The organism is uncultured Pluralibacter sp. (genome assembly GCF_913775985.1).
Classification (GTDB): Bacteria; Pseudomonadota; Gammaproteobacteria; order Enterobacterales; family Enterobacteriaceae; genus Pluralibacter.
Map to the genome: position 1 here is coordinate 1 of NZ_CAJYMB010000023.1, position 14,507 is coordinate 14,507.

Here is a 14,507-nt window from a genome sequence, read left to right on the forward strand (position 1 = left end):
CTGACGGAATACAACAGCGAGCGGCCTCATGAATCCCTGAATAACCTGACACCGGAAGAATATCGGCTGATGGCTGAGAAACCGGAAATCTCAAAAAGTGTGTGGAACTAAAGCTGGGATACTTACAATGTCACCATAAACAAATGACATCTGCGAGTGGTTCCACAAGACGATTTTACAAGAGTTTGATTAAGTGGCGTTCCGTAAAAGGCCGTATGGTGAACTCGACATATTACAATCGGATTTTGATGAATGGCAGGCTCACTATAATAATTAGCCCCCCATCAGGAGAAGATATGCTGTGACAGGACGCTAATGGAAAGTGGAAAACGCATCTGGGTTTAGAATAGTTTAAATCAGATGTAATCTGACAGATACCTATATAAATAACCGGTAACTGTCAGATTAGGTTTGAGATAATAAATTATAGCTCTTATTCTATAAAAGTGTAATTTGTTTTAATGTATGCCACAAACGTTCTTTATCGCTATCTTCTAAGTGAGCCTGATCAAGCTTTTTGATAAAGTTGGTTTTGTCGATAAATAGCTCACCTTTTGATAATTTGCGACTAACCTCGGTAAGAATATCAGTATTTAAGACGCTAATATTCGATCTTGTCTGCTCCAGACTGGCTGGTTGCCAGCCCTTTTCTGGCACAGATAGCCAGTCAGCACGATATCGATACTGAATTGCCTTAGCAGCATCCATTTCAGCTTGTATAAAGGGCTTTACTGACTCTCCATCTAACCCCAATGTTTCTGCCTCTAGCACTGAATTAGATAACACTCTAGCTTCCTGAGGTAAATCTTCAATGGCAAGATGATTGTTCGCTTTATATCCTGCTACATCCTTCATGTAAGATAGACGCTTGTTGATCAATGAAGCCACTTCATCATTTTGTGTTGATGTAGCCATAATAGCCGTAGAAAAAAATAACCCAGCCAAAAGCAGAAATACTCTAGATACTTTTCTTTTCATTCAATGCTACCTCTTTTTCAACTAGTTAGTTTACATATGTAATCAAAAATTAATTTAATATCAATTTTTTCTCTACACTGAATTTATTGGGAAAACCTAACAATTTATTGTAGGTTAAATCGATACGGTGCAGCCACTTATTCATTCCTAGAACGCTAAAGAAAATGTTCCATGTCCTAACGACAAACTTGATAATATAATCGGCATAATGAAATAGATTAAAAGGCAACTTATTGATTAAAAGAAATTTCTGTTCCGCACTGTGTTTCCTGTAAGACCCCCTGTTCTCGAGCTTCAGCTTTCCTTTGTTCAGGAAATCGTTGATATGGTAGTCGACAGTAGGCTGATGCAGTCGTAAAGCCTGAGCGATCATGATGGCCAAGCCCCAGCCTTCGGAAGCCAGAAGCATACAATTATGCCCTCACGGGTTGCATCGTAAAGGAGCTCAAGTTTAGTTTCCTGTTGATCAGTGATAAATAAATTTATGTGTGCCATCATGCAGCTCTGCTCTAGGAAAATAAAATATTATCAATGCTCATATGTATATAAAGCTTAGTAAGGTATTCATTTCCTTTTTTAAGGATATACTTTATTTTTTAATATAGCTGAAATTTTTAATTATTAGCCTGAGCATTAATCAGAGCACTCACGACGGCTTTTATTCTTGGTACGTTACGCAAATCCTTATGATAACCAAGCCAGAGTTTCTGACTTGGAGGCGACATCCCTAAATCGATAACCTTAAGTTGAGATATTTTTTGCCCAACAGCAGTTGGTAATACTGCCAGTCCGAGGCCTGCAGCGCATAACTGAGCGTGAATCACACGATCATTACTGCGGTGCATTACGTTAGCTTCAGGAAGTATTTTCTGGATCCAAGCGACATCCTCAAAATGATTGAAATCTGTATTCATCAAAATTAAGTTAACATCTTTTCCTGTACTATTAGTAAAATTGTAGGTCTGTTTTGCATAGACGGCATATTCAACATCCATCAATTTACGTTGAACTATATCTGGTTTATTAAATTGGATATTTCTGATTGCAATATCAGCTTCGCGCCTTGATAAATCGAGCATACGAGCTGAAGTAAGCAATTCAACTCTAACATTAGAATACATATAAGAGAATTCCATCAGCACATTAGGAATTACATATCCTGCGAACCATTCAGAACAAGTAATTTTCAAGTCACCTTCAAGTTTTTCATCGTATATTGCCATTTTCCTATTTAATGCTAAAGCGGTTTCATCCATTTTTTCTGCAAATGCTAAAATAGATTCACCTTCGGCAGTGATTAACAATCCTTTTCCTGTTCTCTGAAACAGCTTTTGTCCTAATGCCTCTTCTAGCGCGTTAATACGTCGACCAACTGTTGGTCTGCTTATCCTTAACTGCTTTGCAGCATCAGCATAGTTTCCTGCACGAACAACTGCAAGAAAAATTCTAATATCACTCCACTCCATCAAACCACCCCATTTTTAATAAAAATAATATTTTCTATAACGTTATAGATTTATTTAATTTGTAGTTTTTAAAATATTTAAAGTCGATCGCCAGACATTTGTAAATTAAAAAATGCCATATTACAACATGAAGGTAATTTAAATAAAATTTTTTGATATATTTTTTTAATTATAATTATGAATTTAAAACCATATGGATAAACTAAATATATCTTTCTGAATTATATATTCATTGCAGCCTCTGACGATGCACCAAGATGATAGCCTGCTACAGCACCAATGGAACCACCAACGCCTCTAAATGACACTCCTAATGCACCAAATAAAGATGTAATTATAACGCTGCTTAGAGATCCAATACACGCTTCCCCCAAGTATACCACCATGACCGGCGGCAGCTAGAGCACTACCTACAGCTCCAGCAGCTGTTAAAGTATTAGCGAGAGCTCCTGAACCTGAAACGCAATATAGCTTATATAATTTAATTTCTTTCATTAGATAAGGTTTTTGTAGATAACTCATATCAAATATAGTTAATATTAATTTTTAATGCAATACATTAGTAATGTCAAATGGCACAAAAAGATCAAATTATGCAAATACATTTAAATATTATTTTACATTTAGCTATTTTAATCAAGGTATTGATTACTAGTTTCTCCTTCAAGAGATTATGGTTTATTCAAATACGCAGTATTAGTGTTGTTATTAATCATTAAGTGATCACTCTCCATGATTTTCAGAAAGTTAAATCAGAGTTTCGTCTCTGTTTGCAGGTTTAGGATAAATTTTGCCGGAGTCTAGTTATTTAGCGAGGAATGTGGACGGTACTGGTTATATTCATGTGTCTCCCGTATTCGCTGCGTGAGGGCCCGGTCATCACGGCAGCAGCAGTAGTTGTAGACCGTCCGGCTCTGCATCATAAGCCAGCATCCCCTGCGAACTCCGATGCGGTACGCCGCCAACAGGTATTCGACCGCCTCAGGTTTCTGCGGCGGCCTCAGAATTTTTTTCGGATGACGTCCTGCAGCATTTCCTTGTCCAGACTGAGATCGACGATCAGTCGTTTCAGGCCGGGATTTTCTTCCTCCAGCAGGCGCTGTTCTGCCACGTAGATGCCGCCAAACTTTTCTTCCAGTTAATGAGATGGACGACCTCCTCCCTTTGAGCTTAACTGAACAAAATACGTTCAGCAGGAGAGTTAACATAAATATCGTCTATCTGAGTATGAAGCTGTCTAAAATTTTTTTTCAACTCTATGGCTTAAACCTGGCTGCAAACCCCCTTTACACGAAACGCGTTGACCGAAAAATACTTCTTCAGACAGTAGCCAACTTATCGTCTCAATCGACTGATCTGGGTAACGGGCCACCAGCGCCTTGAAAAGATGCCGCACAGTCATAAATTCCGCGCTCGCTGAGGTAACCCGACTTTACTTTTCTCTTTCCTGCTTGATGACATCATTAAAATTCACACTGCTTACACTCATCAACCTATTGCGCAGGACATTCTGCCATACATTGCATTGTACCGGGTGACTGCAGGCAACCGACAAAAACGCAAAGGATTCAGCAACCGATCGCTTACCAAATGCTCACAATACTCACAATGCTCAGTCACCAGCCATACCTTGTTAAACAAGTACACCAGCAAGTACGCGAGAGAAAAATCAGGAACATTGAAGAAGAAGGGATTTACGTAAGTGTTTGATTTAACTGGTGCCGATAATAGGAGTCGAACCTACGACCTTCGCATTACGAATGCGCTGCTCTACCAACTGAGCTATATCGGCCCTGATGCGGGGGTGTACTTCGGGATAGAAGGTTAAAACTCTGCGGGTGATACGTCAATGCCTTTAAGATCAAACGGCTACTTTTGCATCACCCGCAGGTCAGCTACGCGCGGATCGTGTCCTTGCCAATGCCAATCCACTTGTAGGTGGTCAGCGCCTCAAGGCCCATAGGGCCGCGGGCGTGCAGCTTCTGGGTGCTGACCGCCACTTCGGCGCCGAGGCCGAACTGCGCGCCGTCGGTGAAGCGGGTGGAGGCATTCACGTATACCGCCGAGGAGTCCACTTCGTTGATAAAGCGGTCGGCGTTGCTCAGGGTACGGGTGAGGATAGCGTCCGAGTGCTGGGTGCCGTGCTCGCGGATGTGGGCAATAGCACCATCGAGGTCGTCCACCAGCTTGACGTTGAGATCCAGCGACAGGTACTCGTCGTCGTACTGCGCCGGGTTGATCTGTACCACCTGCGCCGGGCCTGCGGGCAGCAGCGCGATCGCGTTTTCATCGGCGTGCAGCGTCACGCCGGATTGCGCCATCCGCTCGCTGAGGGCGGGCAGGAAACTGTCGGCGATGTCGCGGTGCACCAGCAGCGTTTCCAGGGTGTTGCAGGTGCTCGGGCGCTGAGTTTTAGCGTTAGCGATGATCTCCAGCGCCGGAGCAAAGTCGGCGCTGGCGTCCACGAAGGTGTGGCACACGCCGATACCGCCGGTGATCACCGGGATCGTCGACTCTTCGCGGCACAGCTTGTGCAGCCCGGCGCCGCCCCGGGGGATCAGCATGTCGATATACTTGTCCATCTTCAGCATCTCGCTGACCAGCGCGCGATCCGGGCTTTCAATGGCCTGCACCGCGCCCGCGGGGAGGCCGCAGGCTTCCAGCGCCTGCTGGATAACGCCAACCGTGGCGGCGTTGGTGCGGTACGTCTCTTTGCCGCCGCGCAGGATGGCGGCGTTGCCGGTTTTCAGGCACAGGGACGCGACGTCAACGGTGACGTTGGGGCGCGCTTCGTAAATAACGCCGATCACGCCGAGGGGCACGCGGCGGCGCTCGATGCGCAGGCCGCTGTCCAGCAGCCCGCCGTCAATCACCTGCCCGACCGGATCCGCAAGCTTACAGACCTGGCGCACGTCGCTGGCGATGGCGCTCAGGCGCGCCGGGGTGAGGGTTAGCCTGTCGAGCAGCGCGTCGCTAAGGCCGTTGGCCCGCGCGTCGTCGAGATCCCGCGCGTTGGCGCTCAGAATGGCGTCCGCCTGCGCTTCCAGCGCGTCGGCAATGTGCTCCAGCACCCGGTTCTTTTCCCGGCTGGACAGCAGCGCCAGCTTGTACGAGGCCGCTTTGGCAGCGATGCCCATTTGTTCCAGCATGAGGAGGCTCCTTAACGGGTAATCATGTCGTCGCGATGCACGGCTACCGGGCCGTACTCGTAGCCGAGGATCGCGTCAATCTGCTGCGAGTGCTGCCCGGCGATGCGGCGCAGCGCGTCGCTGTTGTAGCGGGTCACGCCGTGGGCGATGTCGCGCCCGTCGAGGGTGCGAATGCGGATCACTTCACCACGAGAGAAGTTGCCTGTCACGCTTTTGATCCCTTTTGGCAGCAGCGAGCTGCCTTTTTCCAGCAGTGCGAGGGTTGCCCCTTCGTCAATGGTGATCTCGCCCGCGGGCGGTGCGCCGAAGATCCAGCGCTTGCGGGTCTCCAGCGGCGAGGTCTGGGCGTGGAAGCGGGTACCGACGGCAACGCCTTCCATAACGTCGCCAATCACGCCCGGGCGGCTGCCGGCGGCGATAATGGTGTCGATACCGGCCCGGCAGGCGACGTCGGCGGCCTGCAGCTTGGTGCCCATACCGCCGGTACCGAGGCCGGAGACGCTGTCCCCGGCGATGGCGCGCAGCGCGTCGTCGATGCCGTGAACGTCCTGAATCAGCTCCGCCTGCGGGTTATTGCGCGGATCGGCGGTGTACAGCCCCTGCTGATCGGTGAGCAGCAGCAGCTTGTCGGCACCGGCGAGGATCGCCGCCAGCGCCGAGAGGTTGTCGTTATCGCCCACTTTGATTTCGCTGGTGGCGACGGCGTCGTTTTCGTTGATCACCGGCACGATGTGGTTATCCAGCAGCGCGCGCAGCATGTCCCGGGCGTTGAGGAACCGCTCGCGGTCTTCCATGTCGGCGCGGGTCAGCAGCATCTGCCCTACGTGGATGCCGTAAATCGAGAACATCTGCTCCCAGAGCTGGATCAGGCGGCTCTGGCCGACGGCGGCGAGCAGCTGCTTGGAGGCGATAGTGGCTGGCAGCTCGGGATAGCCGAGGTGTTCACGCCCGGCGGCGATCGCCCCCGAGGTAACAATCACAATCCGGTGTCCGGCGGCGTGCAGCTGGGCGCACTGGCGGACCAGCTCAACGATATGGGCGCGGTTCAGGCGGCGCGAGCCCGCGGTTAATACACTGGTGCCGAGTTTAACGACCAGCGTCTGGCTATCACTCATGATTCTTTGCCATTTCAGAACGGGAAAAAGACGTTTTAGCAGGACTCAGCCCGCTTGCCAACAACCTCAGGGAAAGGAAGGCAATTTGGGGTTATAAAACGCACAGAGGGAAGTTAAAACGCCTCTTCGCACGAAGAGGCGGCAAAACGGCGGGCGCGGTCGATCAGGCGGTAAGCCGGACCGGCTGCTCAAAATCATCGGCGGGTTCGAGAGTCAGCTCGAAGGTTTTTAACACGTCCTGAGCGCGGGCGTGAAAGTCGCGCAGCGTCTGTTCGAGTTTGTCGCTGACTTCGGGGTCTTTAATCTCCACCGGCTTCCAGTCGCCCTCTTTATCAAACAGGCCAAACTGATAGCTGTAGGTAAAGCGCGTCTCTTCGGCTTCCATTTCCATCCACCAGCCCCAGAATTCGCGCTTTTCCGGCGCCGGCTTTACATTAACGCATACCGCCAGGCAATCGAAAAAAAAGCGATTTCCCTCGCACTGATTCTCGCGGATGTAGGGGCCAATCGCAGCGAGCTTCTTGATTAACTTACTCTTCGGGTGTCCACTTGGTAACGTCATTGCGATCTCCTTAGGTGATGCACTGTTTTACCAAATCAATACAAATTAGCAAACTATTAACCAAAGCGATGGTTGATCCACCCTGCAATTTCTCTTAATGCCTTGTCAAAGTTCCGATAAACCGGCTTAAACGGGATAGTCAGCTGCTTTCCATCAGCGGATGAAGAGGCGATCAGCTGCGATTCGCTTTCCGGGCTGAAGGGATCGTTTTTCCAGCAGCCGGAGAGCATCGGCGTCGGACAGCGGCGGCCCAGCAGGCCCTGAGTTTTCAGCGAGTAGCAGTTCAGCTCCATGCGCAGCGCGGCGTCGGAGACATCGCTCATCCCGAGTCGCGAAGCCAGCACGTCGAGGTACATCTCCGGCACGTTGCCCTGCCCCTGCGGGTTTACCAGCAGAGCGTGTACCATCGGCCCGAGGCAGGCCACCGCCCGCAGGCGCGGCGATTCGAGATAGGCCAGCCGCACCGCCACGTTAGCGCCAAAGCGAAAGCCGAAGGCCGCAACCCGGGTGTGATCGACCCACGGAATGTCCGGCAGCGCCTTCAGCGCCTGCTGGTGCAGCAGGCTGGAGTCCTGAGTGAGCTTCCATTTTGACGACATGCCGATGGAGGGCATATCCAGCGTCAGCATGGCGATACCGAGCGGGGCAAAGTAGGTTTCGTACAGGTTGTAATAGTCGCTCTGCAGCGAGTCCAGCCCGCCGCACATCAGCACCGTCGGGAACGGGCCATTGCCGGGGGGCGTGTGGAGGAATCCGGTTACCGGCGCGCCGCCGGGGATCGCGAACGTCAGCTGGCGCAGGCTGCCGGGCAGGCGCTTTGCGGCCTCTTCATAGGCGCGGTTGGCCAGCACCTGGGCCTGATCCGCCAGCTCGTCGCCCTTGAGGTGCGGATAGGCGGCGATGCTGAACAGGTTAGAGGCGTGCAGCCAGCGGCGGCCGCTGAGGGTGTCATCCTGCTCGTCGGCGGCCTTCTGCTGCCAGAGCGCCGCCTGCTTTGACCACTCGTAGATCCAGTTGCCGCTGCGGTAGCCGATGACCGTGTCAAACAGCGCGCTGTTGGTCCGCTCGGCGGTGCTCATGACAATCCGCGCCTGCACGTCGAGGATCTCCTGCGGCGTAACGCCCCGGCTGATCCACATCAGGCGGTTGAGCATCCGGTACCATGAGCTGTCAGTTTTACCGTCGAGGGCAGAATGAACGGGCTGCTGGACGCCGTGGCTCAGGCGCCTGACCAGCGTTGAAGTTTCCGGGTGTTTAAAGCGCGGCTTGAAGAGCTCTTCGCTGAGGTTAACTTCCGACATCGTCCGGACTCCATGAAGAAAACAGGGACTCTATTGTACCCTTCCGGGCGCTAAAAAAAACAACGCCCGGCAGTGCCGGGCGCTTGTTTTAACGCGGTGCGGATTAATGACCGCTCAGAGGCGGTACGAAGACCACGCCCATATCCCACGGCTGTTCAATCCAGGTATCCTGCGGGATGTCCACTTCGTAGTCGTCCACCAGCGGCTTGCCGGCCGGCTTGGCGAAGATGGTGATGAAGTGCGCTTTAGGGTACATTTCGCGGATAGCGACCGCGGTGCCGCCGGTATCAACCAGATCGTCAATGACGATAAAGCCTTCGCCGTCGCCTTCCGCACGCTTGAGCACTTTCAGTTCGCGCTGGTTGTCGTGGTCGTAGCTGGAGATGCAAACGGTATCAACGTGGCGAATACCCAGCTCACGCGCCAGCAGAGCCGCAGGAACCAGACCTCCGCGGCTGACGGCAATAATGCCTTTCCACTGTTCAGCCGGCAGCAGGCGCGCGGCCAGCTTGCGGGCGTGAATCTGCAACATGTCCCAGGTGACGACGTATTTTTCGCTCATGTGATAGTGTCCCAGCCTTATTAAAACGGCTTAAAAAATGTTCAGGGGTGATTCCAGGTTGCGCGAGATTATAGAGATTTGACGCACTAAAAACCAGTGTTTAACGGCTTTGCCGGCAGTTTTTGCTGCCCTCTGGCTACAACAAGGGGCAGAAAGTGGTATTCTCAAACCCATCGTGCAAAACGGGTTTCAGGCCCGTTTGTATCTGCTAACCCATTAGCTGCAAGCGCTTTTGCAGCAAGCCCGAAGGAGACTTACCGTGTCTGAACTGTCTCAGCTTTCCCCCCAGCCGCTGTGGGATATTTTTGCCAAAATCTGCTCCATTCCGCATCCTTCCCACCACGAACAGGCGCTTGCCGAACACATTATGGGCTGGGCGAAAGAGAAAGGGCTGCACGCCGAACGCGATAAGGTCGGCAACATTCTGATCCGCAAAGCGGCGACCGCAGGTTTTGAGAATCTCACCCCGGTAGCGCTGCAGGCGCACCTCGACATGGTTCCGCAGAAAAATAACGATACCGTTCACGACTTCACTAAAGACCCGATTCAGCCCTACATCGACGGCGAGTGGGTAAAAGCGCGCGGCACGACGCTGGGCGCCGATAACGGTATCGGGATGGCGTCCGCGCTGGCGGTGCTGGCAGACGACAACGTCGAGCACGGCCCGCTGGAAGTGCTGCTGACCATGACCGAAGAGACCGGCATGGACGGCGCGTTTGGCCTGCAGGCCAACTGGCTGCAGTCCGACATCCTGATCAACACCGACTCTGAAGAAGAAGGCGAGATCTACATGGGCTGCGCCGGCGGTATCGACTTTACCAGCACTCTGTCGCTCTCTCGCGAAGCGGTGCCGGCAGGCTTCGAAACCTTTACCCTGACGCTGAAAGGCCTGAAAGGCGGCCACTCCGGCGGCGACATCCATTTAGGGCTGGGCAATGCCAACAAGCTGCTGGTGCGCTTTCTGGCAACCCGCGACGCCGGGCTGGATCTGCGCCTGGTAGACTTTAACGGCGGTACCCTGCGTAACGCCATTCCGCGCGAAGCCTTCACCACCTTTGCCGTGCCTGCCGCCAAAGCCGCCGAGCTGAAAGCGCAGGTTGCCGACTACCTGGCGGTGCTGAAAAACGAGCTGGCCGAGAAAGAGAAAAACCTGAACCTGGTGCTGGAAGCAGCCGCAGCAAACCGCGGCGCGCTGACTGCCGCCTGCCGCGACGCGTTTGTCCGCCTGCTGAACGCCACGCCTAACGGCGTGATCCGCAACTCCGACGTGGCGAAAGGCGTGGTGGAAACCTCCCTGAACATCGGCGTGGTGACCATGCACGAGGATAAAGTAGAGATCAACTGCCTGATCCGCTCCCTGATCGACAGCGGTAAAGAGTACGTGGTGAGCATGCTGGAATCTCTCGGCAAGCTGGCCGGCGCGCAGACCACGCCGAAAGGCGGCTACCCGGGCTGGCAGCCGGATGCCCACTCACCGGTAATGCAGCTGGTGCGTGAAACCTACCAGCGCCTGTTCGACAAAACGCCGAACATTCAGGTGATCCACGCCGGTCTGGAATGCGGCCTGTTCAAAAAGCCGTACCCGAACATGGATATGGTCTCCATCGGGCCAACCATTACCGGCCCGCACTCTCCGGACGAGCAGGTTCACATCGCCAGCGTAGGCCAGTACTGGACGCTGCTGACTGAACTGCTGAAATCTATCCCGGCGAAATAATCCCGCCCTTCAGGCCGCGCAACGCGCGGCCTGCTTCTTTCATGCCCGCCATACTTTACGCTACCTGCAACACGGTGTTATCGCTTAAATCCCCAGCAGCAGCTGCCGCTCTATCTGCGGATCGAGCAGCGTCACGTGCAGCCCTACCAGGCGTACTCCGCGCCCTGCCCGCCGCTCCTCCCAGGTTTTGCGCGCCGTGGCGATCAGATCGTCCCGGTTGAGCTTCGGCCAGACGTGCTCCTGGGTGGTGAGCTGAAAATCGTTAAATTTGAGCTTCACGCCCTGGCGGGCGATCAGCAGATCCGGCTTAACCTGACCGAGCCGCCGCTCCAGCTCGGGATAAAGCTGCTCGATAATGATGGTTTCGCAGGCTTCCCAGTCGTGAATATCCTCCGCCAGCGTGCGCTCCACGCCGACAGATTTGCGCAGCCGCTCGCTGTTGATCTCCCGATCGTCAATGCCGTTGCTGCGCTCCCACAGCACGCGGCCAAATTTGCCAAAGCGGCGCAGCAGCATCGCCAGATCGCTGTTCTGCACGTCTTCGCAGGTGCGCAGGCCCATGCTTTCCAGCTTTGCCGCCGAGACTTTCCCCACGCCGGGAATTTTCGCCAGCGGCAGAGTTCGAATAAAGTCGGGCAGCGTTTCCGGGGTGATTACGTACTGGCCGTTGGGCTTGTTGAGATCGGAGGCAATTTTCGCGGCGAACTTGATTGGCGCGATACCGGCGGAGGCGGTCAGGTGCAGCTCGTCGCTGATGGTCTGGCGGATCTCCCGGGCAATCAGGGTGGCCGAGCCGTGGCAGTGTTCGCTGTCGGTGACATCAAGATAGGCTTCATCCAGGGAGAGCGGTTCGATGCGCGAGGTGTAACGGGAGAAGATTTCGCGGATGTGGCTGGAGGCCTCTTTATAAGCTTCAAAGCGCCCGGGAAGCAGCGTCAGGTGCGGGCAGAGCTTTAGGGCAGTGGCAGTGGGCATGGCGCTGCGCACGCCGAACTTGCGCGCCGGGTAGTTGGCGGTGCTGATGACGCCCCGCCGCTCGCGGCTGCCGCCAATGGCGAGCGGAATGTCGCGCAGGGCCGGATTATCCCGCATCTCAACCGCGGCAAAAAAGCAGTCCATATCGACATGGATAATTTTGCGCATCATACTCTCCCGGCAAATACCTGGTTAAGTATACAGTTACCCGGTTAATAATGAGAAGTGGGAAATTGATTCAATGCCCGGTACAGCCGCGCGAATAGCCCTCCGCAACAGAAAATGCGCTATTGAGCGCCGCAAATATGTAAACCCGTCGCTTGCCGCTTGCGAAAAACTTTGTTGGTGCTAATGTGAGCGCTCAAATCAGGATAACTCTGATTTAGAATGAATTCGCCGTCCCGGCCTCTATCCCGCTTTATCAAGGAACAAGCAGTATGCGCAAAATCGCATTTTTACTTGCGATGCTTCTGATCCCGTGCGTCTCCTTCGCCGGTTTGCTGAGCAGTAACCCCACCACCCCGACTGTCAGCAAAGAGTACAAGCAGAAACTGATGGGCTCCCCGGTCTATATTCAAATCTTCAAAGAAGAGCGCACGCTGGATCTGTACGTCAAGATGGGCGAAACCTACCGCCTGCTCGACAGCTACAAAATCTGCAACTATTCCGGCGGCCTGGGCCCGAAACAGCGCCAGGGCGATTTCAAATCACCGGAAGGGTTCTATAACGTTACCCGCAGCCAGCTCAAGCCCGACAGCCGCTTCTATAAAGCGATTAATATCGGCTTTCCCAACGCCTTCGATCAGGCGCACGGCTATCAGGGTAAATACCTGATGATTCACGGCGCCTGCGTCTCTATCGGCTGCTACGCGATGACCGACTCCGGCATTGACGAGATTTTCCAGTTCGTCACCGGCGCGCTGGTGTTCGGCCAGCCGAGCGTGCAGGTCAGCATCTACCCGTTCCGCATGACCGACGCCAACATGAAGCGCCACCAGTACTCGTACTACAAAGACTTCTGGGCGCAGCTCAAGCCGGGCTATGACTACTTCGAGCAAACTCACAAGCCGCCGATGGTCACGGTGCAGGACGGCCGCTACGTGGTCAGCAAACCGCTGAGCCACGAAGTTCACGGCTCGCTGCTGGTATCAAACTACGCGCTCCCCCAGGCAAAATAGCGCCCACTCGCCCGGCGCGATGCGCTGCCAGTTTTCGTTGCCGGTCAGCGGCTGGGTGGCAATAACCGAGACCACATCATTCGGTGTGGTCTCGCGCTGAAAGTCGATTTCCACGTCCTGATCCAACAGCTTCGCCACGCCAAACGGCGCCCGCCGGGTTATCCAGTACAGGTTGGTCGAGCAGAACGCCATCACATAGCGCCCGTCCGACAGCAGCATGTTAAACACTCCCTTCTCGCGCATCTCTACCGCCAGCGAGGCTATGTATTTAAACACCGCCAGCATATTGCCCGGCGTGCGCGGATAGCGGCTGGTGAGCTTGTACAGCAGCCAGCAGAACGCCTTTTCGCTGTCGGTCTCGCCTATCGGGCGAAACTGGCCGGTATCCAGCCCCTTGTAGCCTTTCAGCTGCCCGTTGTGGGCGTAGGTCCAGTTGCGGCCCCACAGCTCGCGGGTAAACGGATGGGTGTTTTCCAGCGCCACTTCGCCGCGGTTGGCCTGGCGGATGTGGGCCACCACCGAGTGGGATTTGATCGGATACTCCTGCACCAGCCGGGCAATCGGCGACTGAAAGCTGGGCTGCGGATCCTTAAATGTGCGACAGCCTTTGCCTTCGTAAAAGGTGATCCCCCAGCCGTCTTTATGCGGCCCGGTGCCGCCCCCGCGCTGTACCAGCCCGGAGAAACTAAAGCAGATATCGGTTGGCACATTGGCGCTCATCCCGAGCAGTTCGCACATACATCACCTCAGTCACGTTATCGTGCCGGAACTCGCCCGGCGTCAATCAACCACTCAGCGTTTCAACCACTAGCCCTTCGCCATCTCTTTTTCGATGAGCATGATCAGGATATGGATCACTTTAATATGGATCTCCTGGATGCGATCTGCATAGCCAAAATGCGGCACACGTATTTCAACATCCGCAGAACCGTCCATTTTGCCGCCGTCTTTCCCGGTCAGGGTGATGACTTTCATCCCCTGGGCGCGCGCGGCTTCAATGGCTTTGATCACGTTGCCGGAGTTGCCGGAGGTTGAGATACCGAGCAGCACATCCCCCGCGCGGCCTACGGACTCCACGTAGCGGGAAAAGACATATTCGTAGCCGAAATCGTTGCTGACGCAGGAGAGATGGCTGACGTCGGAAATGGCAATCGCCGGGTAGCCCGGACGATTCTCGCGATAGCGCCCGGTCAGCTCTTCCGCAAAGTGCATCGCGTCGCAGTGGGAGCCGCCGTTGCCGCAGGAGAGCACTTTTCCGCCCGCCTTAAAGCTGTCCGCCAGCAGCACCGCCGCACGCTGGATAGCGTGGATGTTGGCTTCATCCGCCAGAAATTGCGTCAGGGTTTCCGCGGCTTCATTCAGTTCACTACGAATAAGATCCTGGTACATGAGGACTGTCCTTCAGTATTGATTGTTAACCCCAGCAGTGTAACGGATAGCGCCAGCAGCGAGAAGCTGAACCCCGGCTTAACCCGCGCGCTTTTGCGTTTTCTGGCCCCGGCAC

12 protein-coding genes, 1 tRNA gene and 3 pseudogenes are annotated in these 14,507 nt (G+C 53.9%); 4 read left to right on the plus strand and 12 right to left on the minus strand.

Annotated features, from left to right (window positions below; translation table 11 throughout):
• A pseudogene (locus tag QZ766_RS03250) lies at positions 1–111 on the plus strand (integrase); the annotation flags it as partial.
• 16 nt (positions 112–127) lie between these two features.
• Positions 128–345, plus strand: a pseudogene (locus tag QZ766_RS03255) (IS481 family transposase); the annotation flags it as partial.
• 93 nt (positions 346–438) lie between these two features.
• On the opposite strand, the gene QZ766_RS03260 reads toward QZ766_RS03255, so the two are convergent.
• The 9 genes and pseudogenes from QZ766_RS03260 to gpt form a co-directional block, all read right to left on the minus strand.
• Positions 439–978 carry a chorismate mutase gene (locus QZ766_RS03260; RefSeq protein ID WP_297197201.1) on the minus strand — a complete coding sequence of 180 codons (540 nt, stop codon included), beginning with the start codon at positions 976–978 and terminating at the stop codon, positions 439–441.
• 614 nt (positions 979–1,592) lie between these two features.
• Positions 1,593–2,444 (minus strand): LysR family transcriptional regulator, encoded by an 852-nt coding sequence (locus QZ766_RS03265; protein WP_297197203.1) that lies wholly within the window; start codon positions 2,442–2,444, stop codon positions 1,593–1,595.
• An 848-nt stretch (positions 2,445–3,292) separates the two neighbouring features.
• Positions 3,293–3,579: pseudogene (locus tag QZ766_RS03270) on the minus strand (IS3 family transposase); the annotation flags it as partial.
• Positions 3,580–4,160: 581 nt separating this feature from the next.
• Positions 4,161–4,236, minus strand: a tRNA-Thr gene (locus QZ766_RS03275).
• Between the two features lie 103 nt (positions 4,237–4,339).
• On the minus strand, positions 4,340–5,593 hold the full coding sequence (gene proA / locus QZ766_RS03280; RefSeq protein WP_297197206.1) for a glutamate-5-semialdehyde dehydrogenase: 1,254 nt from the start codon (positions 5,591–5,593) through the stop codon (positions 4,340–4,342).
• An 11-nt stretch (positions 5,594–5,604) separates the two neighbouring features.
• The gene (proB, locus tag QZ766_RS03285; protein WP_297197209.1) at positions 5,605–6,708 is read right to left on the minus strand and encodes a glutamate 5-kinase; all 1,104 of its coding nucleotides are present in this window, start codon (positions 6,706–6,708) and stop codon (positions 5,605–5,607) included.
• Between the two features lie 163 nt (positions 6,709–6,871).
• Positions 6,872–7,270 carry a sigma factor-binding protein Crl gene (gene crl / locus QZ766_RS03290; protein WP_297197212.1) on the minus strand — a complete coding sequence of 133 codons (399 nt, stop codon included), beginning with the start codon at positions 7,268–7,270 and terminating at the stop codon, positions 6,872–6,874.
• 56 nt (positions 7,271–7,326) lie between these two features.
• Complete coding sequence (gene frsA, locus QZ766_RS03295; protein ID WP_297197215.1) at positions 7,327–8,571, minus strand: esterase FrsA; 1,245 nt, start codon at positions 8,569–8,571, stop codon at positions 7,327–7,329.
• A 103-nt stretch (positions 8,572–8,674) separates the two neighbouring features.
• Entirely contained in the window at positions 8,675–9,133 is a 459-nt protein-coding gene (gene gpt, locus QZ766_RS03300; protein ID WP_297197218.1) for a xanthine phosphoribosyltransferase, read from the minus strand.
• 259 nt (positions 9,134–9,392) lie between these two features.
• Here gpt and pepD point away from each other — a divergent pair, with 259 nt between their 5' ends.
• Positions 9,393–10,850 (plus strand): beta-Ala-His dipeptidase, encoded by a 1,458-nt coding sequence (gene pepD, locus QZ766_RS03305; protein ID WP_297197220.1) that lies wholly within the window; start codon positions 9,393–9,395, stop codon positions 10,848–10,850.
• A gap of 84 nt (positions 10,851–10,934) precedes the next feature.
• Here pepD and dinB read toward each other — a convergent pair whose 3' ends face one another.
• Positions 10,935–11,993, minus strand: a complete 1,059-nt coding sequence (gene dinB, locus QZ766_RS03310) for a DNA polymerase IV (protein ID WP_297197293.1) — start codon at positions 11,991–11,993, stop codon at positions 10,935–10,937.
• A 269-nt stretch (positions 11,994–12,262) separates the two neighbouring features.
• Here dinB and dpaA point away from each other — a divergent pair, with 269 nt between their 5' ends.
• Complete coding sequence (gene dpaA, locus QZ766_RS03315) at positions 12,263–13,003, plus strand: peptidoglycan meso-diaminopimelic acid protein amidase (protein ID WP_297197223.1); 741 nt, start codon at positions 12,263–12,265, stop codon at positions 13,001–13,003.
• Here the strand turns inward: dpaA and QZ766_RS03320 are convergent.
• Together QZ766_RS03320 and lpcA are read right to left on the minus strand one after the other, a co-directional pair.
• The gene (locus QZ766_RS03320; RefSeq protein WP_297197225.1) at positions 12,974–13,741 is read right to left on the minus strand and encodes a class II glutamine amidotransferase; all 768 of its coding nucleotides are present in this window, start codon (positions 13,739–13,741) and stop codon (positions 12,974–12,976) included. The two genes, dpaA and QZ766_RS03320, sit on opposite strands and share 30 nt — an antisense overlap.
• A 69-nt stretch (positions 13,742–13,810) precedes the next feature.
• The gene (lpcA, locus tag QZ766_RS03325; protein ID WP_297197228.1) at positions 13,811–14,392 is read right to left on the minus strand and encodes a D-sedoheptulose 7-phosphate isomerase; all 582 of its coding nucleotides are present in this window, start codon (positions 14,390–14,392) and stop codon (positions 13,811–13,813) included.
• Between the last annotated feature and the right edge of the window lie 115 nt (positions 14,393–14,507).

Coding starts and splice junctions, on each gene's coding strand:
- gpt (WP_297197218.1), bottom strand. CDS start 9,133: ATGAGCGAAAAATACGTCGTCACCTGGGACATGTTGCAGATTCACGCC.
- dpaA (WP_297197223.1), top strand. CDS start 12,263: ATGCGCAAAATCGCATTTTTACTTGCGATGCTTCTGATCCCGTGCGTC.
- frsA (WP_297197215.1), bottom strand. CDS start 8,571: ATGTCGGAAGTTAACCTCAGCGAAGAGCTCTTCAAGCCGCGCTTTAAA.
- crl (WP_297197212.1), bottom strand. CDS start 7,270: ATGACGTTACCAAGTGGACACCCGAAGAGTAAGTTAATCAAGAAGCTC.
- proA (WP_297197206.1), bottom strand. CDS start 5,593: ATGCTGGAACAAATGGGCATCGCTGCCAAAGCGGCCTCGTACAAGCTG.
- QZ766_RS03265 (WP_297197203.1), bottom strand. CDS start 2,444: ATGGAGTGGAGTGATATTAGAATTTTTCTTGCAGTTGTTCGTGCAGGA.
- QZ766_RS03320 (WP_297197225.1), bottom strand. CDS start 13,741: ATGTGCGAACTGCTCGGGATGAGCGCCAATGTGCCAACCGATATCTGC.
- QZ766_RS03260 (WP_297197201.1), bottom strand. CDS start 978: ATGAAAAGAAAAGTATCTAGAGTATTTCTGCTTTTGGCTGGGTTATTT.
- proB (WP_297197209.1), bottom strand. CDS start 6,708: ATGAGTGATAGCCAGACGCTGGTCGTTAAACTCGGCACCAGTGTATTA.
- lpcA (WP_297197228.1), bottom strand. CDS start 14,392: ATGTACCAGGATCTTATTCGTAGTGAACTGAATGAAGCCGCGGAAACC.
- dinB (WP_297197293.1), bottom strand. CDS start 11,993: ATGCGCAAAATTATCCATGTCGATATGGACTGCTTTTTTGCCGCGGTT.